This is a genomic window from Corallococcus sp. AB038B (assembly GCF_003668955.1).
Classification (GTDB): Bacteria; Myxococcota; Myxococcia; order Myxococcales; family Myxococcaceae; genus Corallococcus; species Corallococcus exiguus.
Genome location: NZ_RAWO01000006.1, coordinates 127,558 through 146,611, shown reverse-complemented (window position 1 = coordinate 146,611; position 19,054 = coordinate 127,558). Strand labels below are relative to the sequence as shown.

Sequence of the window (19,054 nt, the reverse complement as noted above, 5' to 3'; positions counted from 1 at the left end):
GGGCGGCGGGAAGAGTCCTTCCTGCCGCCCGTGTTGTTTCCACCCCGCAAGCTCCAAGGAGGAGCGCCGCATGCCGTCCCCCCGCTACGCAGACCGCCATGGATTGAAGCCACTGGGGGCGGGCATCGGGTTGCGCCGCGACTTCTACGAAGCGCTGCCACGCACGCCGCGCGCGCTGGACTGGGTGGAGATCATCCCGGAGAACTTCCTCACGCTGGGCGGCCGCTCCCAACGCGCTCTAGACGCGTGCCGCGAGCGCTGGACGCTGCTGCCGCATGGCGTGGGCCTCAACATCGGCGGGCCGGACGCGCTGGATGACGACTACGTCACCCGCCTGGCCGCGCTGGTGAAGCGGCTGGACGCGCCGTTCTTCTCCGACCACCTGTGTTACTCGCGGCTGGGCGGCGTGCACCTGCATGACCTGCTGCCGCTGCCCTTCACGGAGGCCGCGGTGGAGCACGTGGTGCCGCGCGTGCGCGAAGTCATGGCGCGCGTGGAGCGCCCCTTCCTGCTGGAGAACCCCAGCTACTACGCGGCCATGCCGGGCGGCACGCTGAAGGAAGCGGACTTCCTGCGCCAGGTGGTGGAGGCCGCGGACTGCGGGCTGCTCCTGGACGTGAACAACGTCTGGGTCAACGCGAAGAACCACGGCTACGACCCGCGCGCCTTCGTGGACGCGCTGCCCCTGGAACGCGTGGTGCAAGTGCATCTGGCCGGCCATGACCAGCGCGAAACAGTCCTCATCGACACGCACGGCGACCGCGTCTGTGACGACGTGTGGGCGCTGTACCGCTACACGCTGGAGCGCACCGGCCCGGTCTCCACTCTGATTGAGTGGGACCAGGCCATCCCGTCGCTGGACGCTGTGTTGGACGAGGCGGACCATGCCCGCGTCTTGCTCGCGGAGGGTTCGCGATGAAGCAGTCGCTGAGGCACTTCTTCGACAGCATGGACGCGTACCTCGCGGGGCCACCCGGCGCGGAAGGCCTGTTGAAGCTGTCCGCGTCGCACCCGGGCTGGGACGTGGATCCGGAGCGCATGGCGCTCTACGGCCAGTTCGTGCGCGGCCACGTGCGCTCCACGCTGGAGAAGCTCTTCCCGCTGACGTGCAAGGCGGTGACGCCCGAAGCGTGGGACGCTCTGGTGGAGGGCTACACCCGCACGCGTCCCGCGCGGCACTACGAACTCAACCGCCTGGGTGAAGGCTTCGCGCCCTTCGTCTCGGACGCCGCGGCGAAGGGACTGCCGCCGTTCCTGCCCGCGCTCGCGCGCTTCGAGTGGACGGACTTCGCGGTGTTCGCCTCCGAGGAAGACATCCCGGACGCGGTGGAGCGTCTGACTCCCAACCCCACGCTCACGGTGCTGGAGCAGCCCTACCAGCTCTGCGCGTTCGTGCGGGCCCGGGGAGCGGAAGCGGCGCCGGTGGAAGGCGAGGAGCTGGCGCTGCTCTGGCGCCACCCGGAGCGGCTGGTGACCTTCTACATGGAGGCCACGCCGCCCTCGCTGCTGGTGCTGAAGATGGCCGTGGAGGGCCTGTCAGAAGAGGCCGTCGTCCAGGCCACCGGCATGTCCGCCGCGGACCTCCACGCGGAGGTGGTGCGCTTCGCGAAGGACGGCCTGGTGCTGGCTCCGGCAGCCCGTATTCACTGAAGAACCTGTTGTCTTCCGAGCGGTTTCGCCGCAGCACGTCAAGACGCAAGTGTCCTTCATGGATCCTTTCGTGAAGACGCATGGCTAGGTTTGCGTCCAACATCGCGCAGAAACCGACCCGGAGGTTTTCACCATGAAGAAGACGCTGACTGCCGTGCTGCTGTCGCTGACCCTCGCCGCGCCCGTCATGGCCAAGGACATCGCGGGTGTGAAGTACCCGGAAACCGCCACCGTGGCTGGCAAGGAGCTGAAGCTCAACGGCGTGGGCCTGCGCAAGAAGGCCATCTTCAAGGTCTACACGCTGGGCCTCTACGTGGAGAACCCCACGCAGGACGCCACCGCGCTGCTCAACGCGGACGAGGTCAAGCGCGTGCGCATGTTCATGAAGCGCGACCTCAAGAAGGAGCAGATCACCGAGGCCATCGAGAACGGCTTCAAGAAGAGCGCGGGCGCGAACATGCCCAAGCTCCAGGCGCGCCTGGACGCCTTCAAGGCCGCCATCCCCGCGGAGGTGAAGGAGGGCCAGGAGCTCAACCTCACCTACGTCCCCGGCAAGGGCACCACGGTGCAGGTGACGGGCGGCCAGTCCATCGACGTGGAGGGCAAGGACTTCGCGGACGCGCTCTTCTCCGTGTGGCTGGGCAAGGACCCCGTGGACAGCGGCCTCAAGGACGGCATCCTCGGCAAGGAAGACTGACGCTCCTCCACGCTTCACCCGGAGTCCTGCGCGCGCCCCCGGAGCGGCCCTTCTTCACGGAAGGGGCGTTTCGTGGGGCGCAGTCGTTTCCGGAGGCAACGCCATTGCTTCAATGGTGGACAGCGGACGAGGCCCCTGTCACACGCGCTGGAGTTGAAGCTGGAATGCCCCCGTGCATCAGGAGTTGATGCGCGCCGGATTCTCACCCCTTGTCCGTGCTGGAGAACGCTTTGAAGCGACTGGCCCTCTTCGCCGCCTCCTGTGTCCTTGGCGCCGCCTGCAAGACGGCGGAGCCCACCCCCGAGCCGCCCCAGGCCTCCACCCCGGCCCCCGTGGCCGCCGCCGCGCCGGCCACGCCCGCGCCAGAGGCCCCCGCCGTGCCCATGTCCGAGCGCCCCATGCCCCCGGGCCTGGACGCCGCGGTGATGGACCCGTCCGTGAACCCCTGTGACGACTTCTACCAGTACGCGTGTGGCGGCTGGCTGAAGGCCACGGAGATCCCCGCCGAGCGCGCGCGCTGGAGCCGCGGCTTCGAGACGGTGGCCGAGCGCAACCAGACCGTGCTGCGCGACATCCTCGCCAAGGCCGCGGAAGGGCAGGGTGAGGGCACCGCGGAAGAGAAGAAGCTGGGCGACTTCTACGGCTCCTGCATGGACGAGGCGAAGCTGGAGCAGTCGCTGCCTACGCTGCGCACGTACCTGGCGAAGCTCAACGGCCTGAAGAGCCCGCAGGCGGTGGCTGGCGCGGTGGCCTGGCTGCACGCGCGCGACGTGAACGCGCTGTTCCGCGTGGGGTCGGATCAGGACCAGAAGGACGCCACGCAGGTCATCGCCGTGGTGGATGCCGGGGGCCTGGGCCTGCCGGACCGCGACTACTACCTCAAGCCCGACGTGAAGATGCGCGAGGCGCGCACCGCCTATCAGGCGCACGTGCAGAAGGTCTTCGAGCTGTTGGGGGACGCGCCCTTCGTGGCCAGCCGCAAGGCCATTGGCATCCTCGCCATCGAGACGCGCCTGGCCAACGCGCGGCTGCCCAAGGAGGAGCGCCGCGAGCCGGAGAAGGTCTACCACCGCCTGGAGCGCCAGGGCCTGAAGCAGCTGGCGCCCGCCTTCCAGTGGGACACGTACTTCGCGCAGGTGGGGCTGCCCGCGGGTGAAGCGCTCAACGTGACGGAGCCGAAGTTCTTCTCGGAGGTGTCCGCGCTGGTGCGTCAGCAGCGGCCGACGGACATGGGGCCGTACCTCTCCTACCACCTGGTGAAGGACGTGCAGACGGCGCTGCCCAAGGCGCTGCGCGACGAGTTCTTCCGCTTCGAGTCCACGGTGCTCACCGGCGCCAAGGCGGACCTGGCGCGCTGGAAGAAGTGCGTGGACGCCACGGACGAAGCGCTGCCGCACGCGCTGGCCAAGCCCTTCATCGCGCGCACCTTCGGCGCGGACGGCAAGGCCACCACGCTGGACATGGTCCAGCAGATTGAGCAGTCCTTCGAGCGCAACCTGGACACGCTGTCCTGGATGGACGCGGAGACGAAGGCCCAGGCGTTGGTGAAGGTGAAGAAGATCACCAACAAGATTGGCTACCCGGACCAGTGGCGCAGCTACGACGGGCTGACGGTGACGCGCGACTCGTACCTGGACAACGTGCTGGCGGCGGACGCCTTCGAGCAGGCGCGCCAGCTGCGCAAGGTGGGCCAGCCGGTGGACCGGCAGGAGTGGTTCATGTCGCCGCCCACGGTGAACGCCTACTACAACGCGGCCACCAACGAGATTGTCTTCCCGGCGGGCATCCTCCAGCCGCCGTTCTTCGGGCGGGACGCGTCCGCGGCGGTGAACTTCGGCGGCATGGGCATGGTGGTGGGCCACGAAATCACCCATGGCTTCGACGACGAGGGCCGCCAGTTCGACGCGGACGGCAACCTGCGCACGTGGTGGACCCCGGCGTCGGACAAGGCCTTCCGCGAGCGCGTGTCGTGCGTGAAGAACCAGTATGACCAGTACACCGCCGTGGACGACGTGAAGGTGAACGGCAAGCTCACCCTGGGCGAGAACGTCGCGGACCTGGGCGGCCTCAAGCTGGCGTACGCGGCCATGGAGTCCTACCTGGCGAAGCGCCCGGAGCAGGCGGCGAAGGCGAACTCGTACCGGTTCACCCCGGGGCAGCAGTTCTTCCTCGCGCACGCGCAATCGTGGTGCTCGAAGATTCGTAACGAAGCTGCGCGGCAGCGGGCGCTGACGGATTCGCACTCGCCGGCGTTCCTGCGCGTGAAGGGGCCGGACGTGAACCTGCCGCAGTTCCAGCAGGCCTTCTCCTGCCCCGCGGGGTCGCCGATGGTGGCGCCCGCTGCGAACCGCTGTGAGGTCTGGTAAGGCTTCGGTCCTACCTGGAGGACGGCATGTCTATCTGCTCGTGGCTGGTGTTGGGCGGTATCGCGGGTTGGCTGGCCAGCATCATCAAGGGCACCAATGCCCGGATGGGGATGTTCGCCAACATCGTCGCCGGCATCGTGGGTGCCATGCTGGGCGGCTGGGTGTTCAGCTTCTTCGGTGGCCGGGGCGTGACAGGCTTCAACCTGTACTCGCTGCTGGTGGCCACGGTGGGCGCGGTCATCCTGCTGTCCATCCTGCAAGCCATCCGGAAATAGCGCCCCCGGATGTCGCGCCCTTCGCTGCCTAGAAGAGCGACAGCTGGGGTGACGTGGAGGGCCGCGCGGGGCGCCGGAAGGTGTCCGGCGCGGCCTCCGTGATGGATGAGGCGCGCATGCCCACCTTGCGCGCCGACGTCGCGAAGAGCTGGTGGATGGTCTGGGCGTAGAGCCCTTCGCCGCGCATGCGGTGCTTGAAGCGGTTGTCGGTGAGCTCCCCGCCGCGCGTCTCGCGGATGCGGTGCAGTACCCGCTCCGCGCGCAGGGGCAGCTTCGTGCGCAGGCGCTCCTCGAAGACGGCCTGCACGGGGCCGGGAAGCCGCAAGAGCGTGTAGTGCGCGCGCGTGGCGCCGGCCTCACGGGCGGAGGTGATGACCCGCGCGATGTCCTCGTCGTTGAGGCCAGGGATGATGGGGGCCACGGACACGGCCACGTCGATGCCGGCCTCCGTGAGCTTGCGGATGGTGGCCAGGCGCCGCTTCGGTGTGGCGACGAGCGGCTCCATGGCGCGCGCCAGCTCCTCGTTGTGGAAGGGGAGGCTGATGCTCACGAACAGCTTCGTCTCCGACGCCAGCCGCTGGAGCACGTCCAGGTCGCGCTCAATCAGCACGCCCTTGGTCACGATGCCCACGGGGTTGCGGTACTCGGCGCAGACCTCCAGGCACTGGCGGGTGAGCCGGAGCGACGCCTCCAGGGGCTGGTAGCAATCCGTGACGCCGCTGAAGACGACCGTCTCTCCCTTCCACGATGGACGGTCGAAGGCTTCGCGCAGGAGCTCCGGGGCTTTGGGTTTGACGACGAGGCGCGTCTCGAAGTCCGTGCCCGCGCCGAAGTCCAGGTACTGGTGCGTGGGGCGCGCGTAGCAGTAGGCGCAGGCGTGAAGGCAGCCCCGGTACGGGTTGACGCTCCAGGAGAAGCACACGTCGGGGCTGTCGTTGCTCGCGATGATGGAGCGGCTGTGGTCCTCCCAGACTTCCAGGCGCGCGGGGGGAATCTCGTCCAGGTACTCCACCGCGGTGCTGGCCCAGGGGTTGGGCGGATTGTCGACGGGACGGGCCTTCACCCGGCCAGGGTGTGGCTGAAAGCGCGTTCAGTCAAGACGCCCGCGCGCCTTTACAGCGTGGGGGCCGCGGCCAAAGCTGCCCGGATGGCGAACTACACGGTCAAGCTCTCCAAGGCGCCGAAGGGTCATGAGATTCCACCGCTGCTGGCGGACGTCGGCGCGTGGATTGGCAATCAGTCCCATGGAACGCTGGGCTGGTTCGATGCGCTCGCGGCCGAGCCTGTTCCGAAGGAGTGGAACCCGGAGAAGGCGGACCGGCTTCACCGTGACGCCTTCGCGTTCCTCCAGCTTCCGGATGGCTCGTTGCTCGCGCTCGTGAACCCCGGCGCGGACGCTCCGTGGGCTGTGGCGTTGGTCGGTTCGGAGGGCGAGGCGCGGACGGTCGCGAACAGCCTCGAGGAGTTCCTGGCGCTGTGGGCCCGGGGCGAGACGGAGGTGTCCGACCTGGATGACGAAGAGGGGGCGTCCGGCCGCAAGGCGCTGGCTGCGTGGCTGAAGGCGAAGAAGGTCCGGGCGCCGAAGGCGAAGGACTTCGACTTCGCGGCCTGGCTGGACGGCGATGCCGTGCCCCCCGCGTCCGCGCCTCCGGCGACGGTGCACACGTTCGTTCCCACCGCGGTGATGAAGAAGCTCGGCCCGAAGGTCCAGCAACTGGCGGCGCTCATGGGACGGCGCGCGGACGACCCCGAGGTCATCGCCTACGTGACCGGTGTGCTTGGCAAGAAGGTGCCCGCGTCCACGAGTGAGAACACCGATTCGGTGAACGTCGAAGCGGCGAAGCACGGCGTCGAAATCGTCTTCTCCCACGACATCCTGAACGACGCCTTCCTGCCCATCCCGAAGACGGCCAAGACGTTCATCCCCTACGTCTCCTCCGCGTGGGTGCGCTCGAAGGTGGGCGAGGACGTCCTGGGCGTGCCGTGGAAGGTGAAGGCGGAGGCGGAGCTCACGAAACTGCTCGGCCCGCCCACCGGTCGTAGCGCCGCCTTCGCTGACGAAGACGCGCTCACCGTCGCCTATTGGGACTTCGCGCTCGACACCGCGGAGCACGTGTGGCTCACGCTCGAGTTCGACGAGGCCCTCTCCGTCACCCTCGCCGTGGAGGGCGGGGGCGCCCTCGAGCGGTATCCCGACGTCACGACCGGGCTCTTCATTGGCTATGCCGCGACACGGGGCCTGCTTGATGCGTCGCGATTCCCGGCGCACCGCGCGCTGCTCGAGGCTGTCGCGACACGCAAGGCGAAGGGGTCGGAGTTCGTGAAGCAGGCGCTCCCGCGCGGCCTCTGGGACAACCACCTCCGCGAAGCGCCGGGCCTCCGCGAGCTGGCGTGGCGGTGGTTCCACAACATGAACGGGCTGTGGATCACCGACGACCTCAAGAAGACGTTCGGAAAGCGCGCGGGGCCGCACGGTCACGACGCGCCGAAGCTCGACGACGACACCTGGGACGCCGTCGACAAGGCGGCGCCGCTCCTCGACAAGCGCTTCGCGGAGTGGCTCGCGAAGTAGAGCTGGCCGTGGTCCGTCAGAGCAGCGGGCCACATCCGAGCGTCTTCTCCAGCGCGTCGCGCAGTTTCATCTTGAGCTGCGGCCGGCCCAGGGTGCCCCGCAGCGGGTTCAACTTGTTGCGCACCTCCGTGAGGTTCGCCACCGTCACGCCTTGCCCGGTCGCGGCGACGTAGGTGACGCCCTGGGTCCGCAGGGGCGAGAAGAAGTGCTGGCGGTTGTGGGGTTCGAACAGGGCCCCGGGGACCGCGTTGTGGTGGCCGCCGTACCACGTCAGCCATTCGAACAGGCCCTGGCCCATGGCATGGGCCTCCGTCCCCAGGGTGCCGTTCATGTTCTGGGTCATGCCCTCCGCGTGCGCGCGGCACATGTCCGTCGTCATCAGGAGCACGCGCGCCATGGGGGCCACGTTCTGGAACTGGTTGAGCCAGGCGTCCACCCGGCCCGTGTTGAGGGCGGTGACGATGCGGTCCACCTCCTCGCGGATGCCGGCCAGGATTTCGTTCGGGTACGTGGCGGCCTGGACCCAGGGGCCGTGGAGCGCGGTGCTGAACCCCGCGTTGACCTCCGTCTGATCATAGGGCGCGGACACGTTGCTGGCCTGCCACTGGCCCCGGTAGAGGTCGGTGGTGAAGACGCCGCCCACCATGCTGTGTGGCGGGGGGGCGATGCGGAGCACCTGGGACAGCGCGGCGTGGTTGATGGGGTTGTCGAGCGGCCCCGCGGGGTAGTTGAAGCCCATCTCCGCGTCGATGAGGTGGGGACCCTGGGCGGTGGTCATCACGTTCTCGTGATGGAGGTCGGTGATGCCAAACACCGCCGACACCGTGATGAGCCGGCCCAGCTTCCGGAAGTACGTGGGCTGATTCGCCAGGGCAATCTGCCGCGTCTTCGCGACCATCTGCATGTAGCCGTACTCCCCCCTCGCGTGCGGAAACGCGACGATGCGGATCGCCGGCAGGTCCGCGTCGAGCGTGGTGAAGAGGCTGTCGGTGTACGGCATCAGGGCGGGGTAGTGCGTGCGGCAGATTTGATACGACTGGGGGTCGCCCATGAGCAGCAATTGGAAGGTGAGGTCCGACGGCTTGTAGACGACGCGCCCTCCACAGGAGAACCGCAGCAGCGCGACGCGGTGGCCGGTGTGGTGGGGGTCGCTGCCCGTGACATTCACGTCGGCGAGGGTCCCGGTGATGCCGAAGGCATTCTGCAGCAGGGCGCTGTCTCCCATGATGCGGCTCACCAGCGAGGCTCCGAAGTCCACATGGGCTCGCACCATGTCCTGGATGATCCGCCAGACGCGATCCGCCGGAGTCTCCGCGAGCGTCGCCACCGAGCCCAGCGCGTTGCGGCCCAGGCTCCAGGCGAAGCTGAGCGGACGCAGGTTCCAGGCATTGTCCACCGCGCCCCATTCCCGGCGCGCGGACAGCCCGGCGGCCGCCGAGCAGGGGCCGTAGAGGTCCATCGCCGTGCGGTGGAGGAAGTTGTTCGCCAGCAGGATGCCCGTCAGGCGCTGGAGCCCCGCCAGCTTGAGCACGCCCGCCAGCTGACTCACGACCTGCTTGAGGGCGTCCTTGATGAACGGCTTGACCGCGTTCACGTGCGGGGGCGCGCCCTGGATGACCGCAGTCCCCATGAACGTCGTCACTTCGTTCAGCGCGTCGTTGATCTCGGTGTCGTACATGGCGGAAGGGCCCAGGGGTTGGACGGGAATGTTCACGATACGGCCTTGCGAACTCCATCCGAGGGTGAACCGGGACAGGCGCGGGCTTACATGGGGCCTTGTGGTCTTGGTTGACAACATGAGCCCATGTTGTCAAAAGAGTCCATATGGCCGTGGATCCGAAGCCCCCCTCGAAGCCCTCGGATGATGCGCGGCGGCGCAAGCTGCTGGAGGCGTCGCTCGGGGTGTTCGTGCGCTTCGGCTATCGCAAGACGTCGATGGAGGAGGTGGCCCGGGCGGCGGATGTGTCCCGCCAGGGCCTCTACCTGCACTTCGCCACCAAGGAGGAGCTGTTCCGGGCGGCGGTGGAGTACGCGCTCGGCAACCACCTGGAGGCGGCGCTCGCGGCGCTGACGGCTACGGAGCGCCCGCTGGAGGCCCGGCTGGTGGCCGCGCTCGACGAGCGGTTGGGCTGCTACATCGGACAGATGGGGGCGGATGCCTCGGACCTCATCGAGACCAGCGGCGTCCTCACGGGCTCGCTCCTGGCCAGCCACGATGCCCGGTTCGAGAAGGCCCTGGCCCGGGCGCTCTCCGATTCGCAGTTGATGGCCGTCTATGCGTCCGCCGGACTCACCGCGCCGCAGCTCGCGCGGACGCTGCACGCCACCGCGCGCGGTTGGAAGCACACGTGCACCTCGCGCGAAGCCTTCGTTGAGCAGATCACCGTCGCGGTGCGGATGCTGTTCGCGCCGCTGCGCCAGGGCCGCTGACGCGCCCTGCCTTGTCGTTCCCTCGTTGCTTGACGCACGGAGGCCTCTCCATGAGCGAAGCTCTACCTTTCGGTGCCCGTTCCACGGCGGAGGATGTGCTCGAAGGGGTTGACCTGAAGGGGCGCACCTTCCTTCTCACGGGTTGCAACGCCGGCCTTGGCGCGGAGACCCTGCGGGCGCTCACCGCGCATGGCGGACACGTCATCGGGCTCGCGCGTTCGCTTGAACAGGCGCGGGAGGCGTGTGAGCGGGTGGGGGGCTCGACGACGCCTGTCGCCTGCGACCTGGGGAACGTGGCCTCGGTCCTTGCCGCGGTGGAGACCGTCCGCGCGCTGGGCCGTCCGCTGGATGCCATCATCGCCAACGCGGGGGTGATGGCTCCCCCGAAGCTCGAGCTCCGGTACGGTGTCGAGCAGCAGTTCTTCGTCAACCACCTGGCCCACTTCCTCCTCGTGAACCGGCTGGTCGACCGGGTGCCGGACCGCACGGGCCGCATCGTGGTCCTCAGCAGCAGCGCGGGCGTCAACCAGGCGCCCCGCGAGGGCATCCAGTTCGACAACCTGGACGGGCATCGCGGCTACAAGCCCGTGGCCTTCTACGGCCAGTCGAAGCTCGCCAACGCGCTGTTCGCCCGGGAGTTGTCGCGCCGGCTCGCGGACCGGGGCATCTGCGTCAACTCCCTGCACCCGGGCGCGGTGCGCACCTCGCTCACGCGGAGCGTGGGCTTTCCGCTCACCCTCATCCTGCCGGTGGCCCGGCTGTTCATGAAGTCCGTCGAAGAGGGCGCGGCGACGCAGACGCTGCTTGCCGCGAGCCCCCGCGTGGACGGCCTCACCGGGAAGTACTGGGCCGACTGCCAGGAGGCCCGGGGCCACAGGCTGTTGGAGGATGCCGCGTTCGCCCAGCGCCTCTGGACCGTCTCCGAGGACCTGTTGCGCCCTCTCGGATGAAGGGCATGGTCTCCAGGACATGGAACCCCGGAAACACGAAGGCCGGCAGTCCCGAGTTTCCTCAAGGACTACCGGCCTTCAAGTGAGCGGCGGAAGGGATTCGAACCCTCGACCCCGAGCTTGGGAAGCTCGTGCTCTACCAACTGAGCTACCACCGCAGGTGATGCGCGAAGCGAGGCCCAAAGTAGGGGCGGGGCCCTGCCTTGTCAACGGGAAGAATCGCCTGGGTCTTCCAGTGAGAAGGTCTCCGCGCACGCAGGGCATGACGCGGTTCCTCCCAGGCACCGCAGCCAGGTGGCTGCACGAGCGTGTCCCGCGTGCAGGCTCAACGCGAGCAGCTGCTCCCGAGGCCCCGCCCCGTCGTCCGATGGGACGGTCCGCTCCGGTGCGGGCGTCACCGGCAGGCGGCGGGCAGCGGGCTTGAATGCGGCGTTGGGCTCCGCCGAAACGCTCATTCCTTCATCTTCGGGAAGAAGGACCAGCGGGACACCGCACTTCGGACACTTCGTTTCCAACTGGTCGGCCGCGAGCCCGTCGATCTGGTACCCGAGCCGCTTCCATCCGGACAGGCCTGCCAGGGCCATGAGCAGGTGGAGATGGGTCGTCAGGCGAGGCGTGGCGACCCTCAGCTCTTCCAGCGCCAGCCGGCGTGCATGCGCGATGGCTGTCTGGAAGTCAGTCCGGAACTCCTCGGGCACGACATCCACTGGCCCTTCAAGCACCGTGATGCCAACGACGACCGCGCATTCCCGCCGCGTCACGGGCCCTGGATGCGCAAGGGCCACCTCCACGACGTGGGGGATCGCGGCATACGCACCCGAGCAGATCGATCCCGGGTGGAAGAGGGCACCCCAGAGTTCACCCCACCACAGGCCTTCATCCTCGGGATGCTCCCTCAACTGGCGGAGCAATCCCGGGACGTGGGAGGCAGGGCCCTTGGCCGTCTCCAGTGCATGCCACCGTGGCGAGTCGAGTGGCAGCACGTCGGGCTACTCCCCCTCTTCGACGGTCAGCTGGTACGAGTCCTGGAAGTTCGCCTCGCGGTTCTTCGCGTCGCGCACTTCGAAGACGTAGACGCCCGGCTCGGCGCTGTAGCGGATGGTCTCCGGCAGGTCACCCTTGGCGCGGTCGGACGTCTGCACCAGGGTCAGCTTTCCGTCCGGCTGCACCCGGTGCAGGTAGAGCCCCACGTCCACCTTCAGGATGCCCAGCAGCGTCGCGGTGATGGCCGTGCGCACCGGCCGGTCGGACAGGTCCACCCGGAAGAAGTCCACGTCCTTCGCCGGGTACACCGTGCCGCGCACTGCCTTGCCCAACGTCAGGTCCTGCGCGCGGTCGGCGGTGTTGTTGGGCTCGCGCTCCTCGCCGCCGTTATCCGGCACCGTCGTCACGCTGATTCGGTAGGGCTGGTCCGCGTTCTCGAAGTCCTTCACGAACTTGCCGTTCACCTTCCGGAACGAGCCCTCCACCCGGAAGTAGCAGGTGCCGTTGCACGCCACGTTGTTCAGCCGCTCCGGCTCCTTGAGGGCGCCGTCGTTGGCCTTGAGCAGCACCGTCTCCTTCTGCCCGTCACCCTGCGGCGGCTCCACCATCGACAGCGTCAGGTCCAACCGGTCCACGCCCGACAGCTCCACCTTCGCCAGCACCGGCTCGCGCGTCGTCAGCACGTAGTTGTCCACGTCCGACTTGGGCGACAGGAAGCCCTCGCGGAAGCCAGCGCCCGTCAGCGGCGTGGCCTTGAGCAGCTCGTCGTTGGGCTCCAGCTCCGCGTGCGCCCCCGCCTCCTCCTGGGACACCGTCAGCGTGTAGGGCACCTGCGCGTTGTACGTGCGCCGCTGTGCCTTGCCCGTCCCCGTCCAGCCGCCCTTCACCACCACGTAGACCACCCGGTCCGTGGCCCTCACGCCAATGTTGCGCAGCGCGAGCGGCTCGCCCTCCTTGCCCTGCAGGGTGAAGAGCGGCGCCTCCGCGGCGGACAGGACCGAAATCTCCGGTCGCACGCCCTCCACGGCGGACAGCTCAATCTTCAGCGCCACCGACGGCACCTCCGGCTCGAGGGGCGGGAGGCCCGCGTCCGCCGCCTGGGCCGCCGTCGCCCCCGCCAGCTCTCCGGGCGCCGTGGGCGTCGCGCCCTCCGGCGGCTGAGCGGGCGGCTCTCCGCCTCCAAATGTGCCCTCGGGGGAGGGCGCCGCGTTGTCGTCGATGACCGGCGTCTCGTCCGGCACGGACGGCGGAGGCACGGCCGCGGGCGTCGAACCCGGAGCCGGCGCACCCGGGGCCTCGGGCGTCGCGCCCGGCGCCGGTGCGCCACTGTCCTGGACCGCGGGGACTTCACCCTCGGGCATGGCGGGACCGGGCAGCTCCACCCGGTACCAGTCCTCGTCTCCGGAGTGCCCCAGGAACGCCGTCACCGTCTGCCCCAGCGGCAGCGCGGCGGCGTCCACGGCGCGGTCGTTGGGCTCGCGCTCCTCGCCGTCGTTGGGCTGGCGGTACTTCACCTCCAGCGTGTACGCCCCGCCCGTGCCCTTGCGCGCGGGCGACACCACCAGCCAGCGCTCCTTCTCCACGTAGAGGTTCGGAAGGCGCTCTCCCTTGCCCTCGCCCTCGCTGTTCACGCCCACCAGCCGGTTGCGGTCCTGGTCGTAGACGTCCAGCTTCACGTCCCCGCCGGGCAGGCCCGTCACCGTCACGTCCGCGATGCGCGGAGTGCCGGGGGCCAGCCGGTACCAGTCCTCATCCAGCTTGTTGGGCTCCGCCGCCAGACCGCCCGTCACCACGCTGTCGCGGGTAATCGGCAGCGCCTGGTCGGGCCGCTCGTTGGGCTCCTTCTCCGTGAGGGCGGAGGGGCCCGTCTCCTCCACGCCCGCGTCCGGCACCTCCGCAGGCACGTCCTTCTTGCATGCGGCCACCCCCAGCAGCCCCACGACACAGACCCAGCCCCAACGTCGCATCACGTCTTCCTCCTCGGTCGGTCCGCCTTGTCGGCCTGGGCGTGTCCGGGTGTCAAGCACCCCCAACCCCTGGCGGGCCGCTTTCATCCTCGCCCCCGGCACGTCACATGGACAACGCCAGGCCCTCCTTCATGGCCCGCCGCGAGGTCCGGTGGTGGCGGAAGGTGCACACCCGGACTGGAGCCCCGGGGTGGGGACGATCCAAGATGCGCCCCATGCGACGCCTGTCCCTGGCCTGCCTGCTGTTCGTGTCTCCGTTCGTCCTCGCCGCCGCGCCCGCCGCGCCCGGCTATGCCCAGGCGGAGGCCTGGCTGGAGAAGGAGGGGCGCCCGGACCACTACGTGCCCCTCAATATGCTGGACGGCCGGGACACCACCGTCTGGTGCGCGGAAGGGGAGAAGCCCTCCCACGTCTTCATCGGCTTCAAGGAGCCCGTCACCCTGGACGAGGTGCGCGTCTACACGGGCGACGGAACCTCCCGCGACGCCTTCAAGGCCAACGGCCGCGTGCGCAAGTTCACCCTCACCAGCGTGGACGCGTCCCGCAGCGTCACCGTGCAGGACAAGCGGGGCCTGCAGGCCGTGCCCCTGTCCCAGCCGCTGTTCGGCGCGCGCTTCATCCTGGAAGTGGCGGACCGCTTCCCTGGCGCCAAGGAAGACAGCCCGGTGTGCCTCACCGACCTGGTCCTCTACTCGGGCGGAAAGCCCCTCAACGGCCCCGCGCTGGCCACCCGGTACAAGTACGACGCGCGCGTGGCCCCGCTCGTGGGCACCTGGTTCGGCGGGCATGAAGGCGCCCCGGAGCGCTTCCTGTCCTTCTTCGTGGACGGCACCTGGCGCTTCTCGCTGGAGCCCCTGGAGACGCCGGAGCCCACCACCGTCGTCAGCGGCACCTACACGGTGTCCGGCAACAAGGTGACGTTGGACATCCCGAAGAAGGGCAAGGTGACGGCCCGCTTCGAGCGGACCGCCGCTGGCGAGGGGCCGAAGGCGGCCGCCGCGCTGTCGCTGGACGGGACGCTCCCCGAGGAGTGGGGAAGCGCCTTCCGCGGCAAGCCTTGAGAACGACCGGGCGCCTGGGAGAACCGGGCGCCCACCAACCCTAGCGGCCTAGATGGCCGCCTTGGACTTCCGCTTCGCGTCGAAGTTGCGGAAGAAGGTGACGATCTCCTGCTCGGCGGCCTTGGTGTCCGCGGCGTCCGCGAACTCCGACTCCAGGAAGATGCCGCCGCAGGATTCGCAGGTGTCGTAGTGCAGCGGATGCTTCCGGTCGCCACCATCGATGCGTACGAAGTCCACCTGGCAGTCCGGGCACTGCCCTGTCAGGGCCTCCGCGTCGACCTTGCCCCCGAGTAGCTCCAGACCGGGCAGGTTGTTGTGAAGGAGGATGCGGCGCAGGTCCGAAACATCGGTCCACAGGCCTCCGCAGTCTCCACACTTCCGCAACGTCTCGTGATCTCCTTCGAGATCAGTCATCTCGACGCTGCAACCGGGGCAATTCATGGGGCGGCTCGTTCTCCTGAAAGGGGGGAGCGGTTGGTGCTCCCCAGTGAATGGAGAATGATAAGTCGCCCAAAAATTGGGATGCAACCCGTGCGGCGGCTTCTGTTGGCAACGTGCCGTCGGCCGGCCCCTCAGGCTCAGGCCCGTTCCTTCACCCGGCGGATGTCCGCCCCCAGGCCCCGCAGTTTGCGCTCCAGCCGCTCGTACCCGCGGTCCAGGTGGTAGACGCGGCTGACCTCGGTCTGCCCGTCAGCCCGCAGGCCAGCCAGGATGAGCGACGCGCTGGCGCGCAGGTCGGTGGCCATCACCTGCGCCCCGCTGAGCGCCTTCACGCCCTTCACCACCGCCGTGTGCCCCTGGATGGTGATGTCCGCGCCCAGCCGGTGAAGCTCCGGCACGTGCATGAAGCGGTTCTCGAAGATGTTCTCGGAGATGACGGACGTGCCGTGGCTCACCGTCATCAGCGCCATCAACTGCGCCTGCATGTCCGTGGGGAAGCCCGGGTGCTCCGTGGTGGTGATGTTCACCGACTTGAGCGACCTGGGCGCCTTGCAGCGCAGGCCCCCGCCCTCGGCGGTGATGGTGCAGCCCGCCTCGCGCAGCTTGTCGATGACCGCGTCCAGGTGCTCCGGCCGTGCGTGCTTCACCAGCACGTTGCCCCCGCTGATGGCCGCCGCGACCAGCAGCGTGCCCGCCTCGATGCGGTCCGGGAGGATGGCGTGCTCCACCGGGTTCAGGGAGTCCACGCCCTCGATGGTGATGATGGACGTGCCCGCCCCCTCCACCTTCGCGCCCATCTTGTTGAGGACGCGCGCCAGCTCCTCCACCTCCGGCTCGCGCGCGCAGTTCTCCATCACCGTGCGGCCCTTCGCGAGCACCGCCGCCATCATCACGTTCTCCGTGCCGGTGACGGTGATGACGTCGAAGTTCACCATGCCGCCCTTGAGCTGCTTCGCCCGGGCCTCCACGTAGCCTTCCGTCAGGTGGATGTCCGCGCCCAGCGCCTTCAGGCCCTTCAGATGCTGGTCGATGGGACGCGCGCCAATGGCGCACCCGCCCGGCATGGACACGCGCGCCCGGCCGAAGCGCGCGACGAGCGGCCCCAGCACCAGAACGCTGGCGCGCATGGTCTTCACCAGGTCGTAGGGGGCCTCCGGGGTGATGTTCCCCGCGATGCTGATTTCACACGTGTCCGCCTTCTTGCCGGTGAGCCGCGCGGCCTCGCAGCCCATCGTGCGGAGCACTTCCAGCATCGTGGCCACGTCCGCCAGGTCCGGCACGTTGCGGAAGGTGGTGGTGCCATCCGCCAGCAGCGCGGAGGCCAGGATGGGCAGCGCCGCGTTCTTCGCGCCGGAGACCTCCACCTCGCCGTGCAGCGCGGTGCCACCCTTCATGACGATCTTGTCCATGTCTTTGACGTGCCTTCTCGTGCGGCTGCCGGGCCGCGTGTCCCGTGGCCGTCAGGCCGCGGGCTGTGTCCCGAACGCCATGCGTTCACGCCGTTCCAGGTCCTTCTCCACGCGCGCGTCGGAGTAGCCCGCGGCCCGCAGGAGCTCCAGGACGGCGCTTCCCTGGGTCTCACCCATCTCCAATGCAAGCAATCCGCCAGGCTCCAGCACCCGCCGGGCGCCCTCAATCACCCGCCGCAGCGCGACCAGTCCGTCCGGCCCGCCGTCGAGCGCCAGCCGGGGCTCGCGCCGCACCTCGGCGGACAGCCCGGCGATGTCGCCCGAGTCGATGTACGGCGGGTTCGACACCACCACCCGGAACGTCGCGTCCGGGGGCAGGGGAGAGAACAGGTCGCCCTCCAGCACGCTCACGCGCTCGGCTACGCCCAGGGCCTGCGCGTTCTCACGGGCCAGTGCGCACGCGTCCTTGGACAGGTCCGTGGCCAGCACCGTCGCCTGGGGGCGCTCCGCCGCCACGCTGATGGCGATGCAGCCCGACCCCGTGCACACGTCCAGCACGCGGCTGGGCGCGTCCTTCGGCACCGAGTGCAGCACCGCCTCCACCAGCAGCTCCGTCTCCGGCCGGGGGATGAGCACGCGCGCGTCCACCTTGAACGGGCGGTTGTAGAACTCCTTCGTGCCCGTCAGGTAGTTCGTGGGCTCGCCCGCCATCCGGCGCTCGATGAGCGCCTTGAAGGCGGCCAGCTCGTCCTTATCCAGCGGCCGGTCCAGGTCCACGTACAGGCGCACCCGGCCCGTCTTGAGCACGTGCGCGAGCAGGATTTCCGTCGTGAGCCGGGGCGCATCCACCCCGCGCTTCTCGAAGTGCCCCGTCGTCCAGGTGAGGAGCCGACGGATGGTCCAGACGTCGCTCATGCTTCGCTGGCGGGACGCCCGCCGCCCGTCTGCGCCTTGAGGGCTTCGGCCTGGTAGTGGGTGCGGCAGGCGGTAATCACTTCGTCCACGTTGCCCACCATGATGGCCGGCAGGTTGTGCACGGTGAGGCCGATGCGGTGGTCGGTGAGCCGGTCCTGCGGGAAGTTGTAGGTGCGGATCTTCTCGCTGCGGTCGCCCGTGCCCACCTGGCCGCGGCGCATGGAGTCGCGCTCGTTGCGGATGCGCTCCTGCTCCATGTCGTAGAGCTTCGCGCGCAGCATGCGCAGGGCCATGGCGCGGTTCTTCCCCTGGCTCTTCTCCTGCTGGCACTTCACCACGATGCCGGACGGCTTGTGGATGAGGCGCACCGCGGAGTCCGTGGTGTTGACGCTCTGGCCACCGGCGCCCGTGGAGCGCATCACCTGCATCTCGATGTCCGCGGGGTTGATCTGCACGTCCACGTCCTCCGCCTCCGGCATCACCGACACGGTGATGGTGGAGGTGTGGATGCGCCCTTGCGTCTCCGTGGCCGGCACGCGCTGGACGCGGTGGACGCCGGACTCGTACTTGAGCTGGCTGAACACGGCGTCCCCGGAGAGCGTCACCGTGGCGTCCTTCACGCCGCCCGCGTTGCCCGCGCTCATGTCCAGGATGTCCGCCTTCCATCCCTTGCGGTCCGCGTAGCGCAGGTACATCTGCATGACCTCTTCGGCGAAGAGGGCCGCCTCGTCGCCGCCCGCGCCCGCGCGGATCTCCAGGATGACGTTCTTCTCGTCATTGGGATCCTTGGGCAGCAGGAGGATCTTCAGCGCGGCTTCCTGCTCCTCGCGCTGTTCCTTGAGGCCCGGCAGGGACTCCTTGGCGTAGGCCTTCTCGTCGGGGTCGGAGCTGGACAGCCACGCCTCCACCTCCGACAGGTCCGCCAGCACCTTGCGGTAGCCGCGGAAGGTCTCGACGAGCCTCTCCAGCCCGGCGCGCTCCTTGGACACCTTCTGGAGCTTCGCCGTGTCGGCGAGGATATCGGGGTTCGACAGGTCGGCCGTGAGCCGCTCGAAGCGGCGCTCGACCTCTTCCAATTTGTCAATCATGCGTGGTTCCCGGGGCGTCTTGCCCCGTTGGGCGCCCCGTGGCAAGGGCCGAGGGCGTCAAGGAAAACCTTGGCCGTATGGGCAGCGGCATGTAAGAACGGCCCCCGTTGCCGCCCGGTGCGGCTTGAATCACGCTCAACACGGAGTCCTTCACATGGCCGCACAGAAGGGGAATCGTTCCAAGAAGAAGCTGAAGAACCGCGCCAAGACCCGGAAGGCGCAGCTGAAGCGCCGCCGCACGCGCTTCAA

17 protein-coding genes and 1 tRNA gene are annotated in these 19,054 nt (G+C 68.9%); 9 read left to right on the top strand and 9 right to left on the bottom strand.

Annotation, left to right across the window (positions count from 1 at the left end):
• Positions 1–70 precede the first annotated feature (70 nt).
• From D7Y04_RS24175 to D7Y04_RS24155, 5 genes are all read left to right on the top strand, one after another.
• Positions 71–919, top strand: a complete 849-nt coding sequence (locus D7Y04_RS24175; RefSeq protein ID WP_121760832.1) for a DUF692 domain-containing protein — start codon at positions 71–73, stop codon at positions 917–919.
• A complete protein-coding gene (locus tag D7Y04_RS24170) occupies positions 916–1,650 on the top strand; it encodes a DUF2063 domain-containing protein (RefSeq protein ID WP_121760831.1) in 735 nt (244 codons plus the stop codon). Before D7Y04_RS24175 ends, D7Y04_RS24170 begins: the two co-directional genes overlap by 4 nt.
• Positions 1,651–1,783: 133 nt before the next feature.
• On the top strand, positions 1,784–2,347 hold the full coding sequence (locus tag D7Y04_RS24165) for a chalcone isomerase family protein (RefSeq protein WP_120580710.1): 564 nt from the start codon (positions 1,784–1,786) through the stop codon (positions 2,345–2,347).
• A gap of 230 nt (positions 2,348–2,577) precedes the next feature.
• Positions 2,578–4,713, top strand: coding sequence for a M13 family metallopeptidase (locus D7Y04_RS24160; protein WP_233601558.1), 2,136 nt, complete (start codon positions 2,578–2,580; stop codon positions 4,711–4,713).
• Positions 4,714–4,739: 26 nt separating this feature from the next.
• On the top strand, positions 4,740–4,988 hold the full coding sequence (locus D7Y04_RS24155; protein ID WP_120598217.1) for a GlsB/YeaQ/YmgE family stress response membrane protein: 249 nt from the start codon (positions 4,740–4,742) through the stop codon (positions 4,986–4,988).
• A gap of 28 nt (positions 4,989–5,016) precedes the next feature.
• On the opposite strand, the gene D7Y04_RS24150 is transcribed toward D7Y04_RS24155, so the two are convergent.
• The gene (locus D7Y04_RS24150; RefSeq protein WP_121760829.1) at positions 5,017–6,051 is read right to left on the bottom strand and encodes a PA0069 family radical SAM protein; all 1,035 of its coding nucleotides are present in this window, start codon (positions 6,049–6,051) and stop codon (positions 5,017–5,019) included.
• Positions 6,052–6,135: 84 nt separating this feature from the next.
• Between D7Y04_RS24150 and D7Y04_RS24145 the strand changes: the two genes are divergently transcribed.
• Positions 6,136–7,560: a hypothetical protein gene (locus D7Y04_RS24145; protein ID WP_121760828.1), complete on the top strand. Its 1,425-nt coding sequence runs from the start codon at positions 6,136–6,138 to the stop codon at positions 7,558–7,560.
• A 16-nt stretch (positions 7,561–7,576) separates the two neighbouring features.
• On the opposite strand, the gene D7Y04_RS24140 is transcribed toward D7Y04_RS24145, so the two are convergent.
• Positions 7,577–9,274 carry a DUF4135 domain-containing protein gene (locus D7Y04_RS24140; RefSeq protein ID WP_158627581.1) on the bottom strand — a complete coding sequence of 566 codons (1,698 nt, stop codon included), beginning with the start codon at positions 9,272–9,274 and terminating at the stop codon, positions 7,577–7,579.
• Positions 9,275–9,390: 116 nt separating this feature from the next.
• On the opposite strand from D7Y04_RS24140, the gene D7Y04_RS24135 reads away from it, so the two are divergent.
• Together D7Y04_RS24135 and D7Y04_RS24130 are read left to right on the top strand one after the other, a co-directional pair.
• Positions 9,391–9,990: a TetR/AcrR family transcriptional regulator gene (locus D7Y04_RS24135; protein WP_158627580.1), complete on the top strand. Its 600-nt coding sequence runs from the start codon at positions 9,391–9,393 to the stop codon at positions 9,988–9,990.
• Between the two features lie 50 nt (positions 9,991–10,040).
• Entirely contained in the window at positions 10,041–10,940 is a 900-nt protein-coding gene (locus D7Y04_RS24130; protein WP_120598222.1) for an SDR family NAD(P)-dependent oxidoreductase, read from the top strand.
• A gap of 85 nt (positions 10,941–11,025) precedes the next feature.
• Here the strand turns inward: D7Y04_RS24130 and D7Y04_RS24125 are convergent.
• The 3 genes from D7Y04_RS24125 to D7Y04_RS24115 all read right to left on the bottom strand — a co-directional run bounded on the left by D7Y04_RS24125 (position 11,026) and on the right by D7Y04_RS24115 (position 13,891).
• Positions 11,026–11,098: transfer RNA gene (locus tag D7Y04_RS24125), tRNA-Gly, on the bottom strand.
• A 48-nt stretch (positions 11,099–11,146) separates the two neighbouring features.
• Entirely contained in the window at positions 11,147–11,923 is a 777-nt protein-coding gene (locus D7Y04_RS24120; RefSeq protein ID WP_147477185.1) for a hypothetical protein, read from the bottom strand.
• Between the two features lie 6 nt (positions 11,924–11,929).
• Positions 11,930–13,891, bottom strand: a complete 1,962-nt coding sequence (locus D7Y04_RS24115; protein ID WP_120580950.1) for an ABC transporter substrate-binding protein — start codon at positions 13,889–13,891, stop codon at positions 11,930–11,932.
• A gap of 215 nt (positions 13,892–14,106) precedes the next feature.
• On the opposite strand from D7Y04_RS24115, the gene D7Y04_RS24110 reads away from it, so the two are divergent.
• Positions 14,107–14,952 (top strand): discoidin domain-containing protein, encoded by an 846-nt coding sequence (locus tag D7Y04_RS24110; protein WP_233601557.1) that lies wholly within the window; start codon positions 14,107–14,109, stop codon positions 14,950–14,952.
• Between the two features lie 48 nt (positions 14,953–15,000).
• On the opposite strand, the gene D7Y04_RS24105 is transcribed toward D7Y04_RS24110, so the two are convergent.
• The 4 genes from D7Y04_RS24105 to prfA form a co-directional block, all read right to left on the bottom strand.
• Positions 15,001–15,393 (bottom strand): zf-TFIIB domain-containing protein, encoded by a 393-nt coding sequence (locus tag D7Y04_RS24105; protein ID WP_120598226.1) that lies wholly within the window; start codon positions 15,391–15,393, stop codon positions 15,001–15,003.
• Positions 15,394–15,530: 137 nt separating this feature from the next.
• The gene (gene murA / locus D7Y04_RS24100) at positions 15,531–16,802 is read right to left on the bottom strand and encodes a UDP-N-acetylglucosamine 1-carboxyvinyltransferase (RefSeq protein ID WP_120580947.1); all 1,272 of its coding nucleotides are present in this window, start codon (positions 16,800–16,802) and stop codon (positions 15,531–15,533) included.
• Between the two features lie 51 nt (positions 16,803–16,853).
• On the bottom strand, positions 16,854–17,717 hold the full coding sequence (prmC, locus tag D7Y04_RS24095; protein WP_120598227.1) for a peptide chain release factor N(5)-glutamine methyltransferase: 864 nt from the start codon (positions 17,715–17,717) through the stop codon (positions 16,854–16,856).
• A complete protein-coding gene (prfA, locus tag D7Y04_RS24090) occupies positions 17,714–18,805 on the bottom strand; it encodes a peptide chain release factor 1 (protein ID WP_120598228.1) in 1,092 nt (363 codons plus the stop codon). Before prfA ends, prmC begins: the two co-directional genes overlap by 4 nt.
• Between the last annotated feature and the right edge of the window lie 249 nt (positions 18,806–19,054).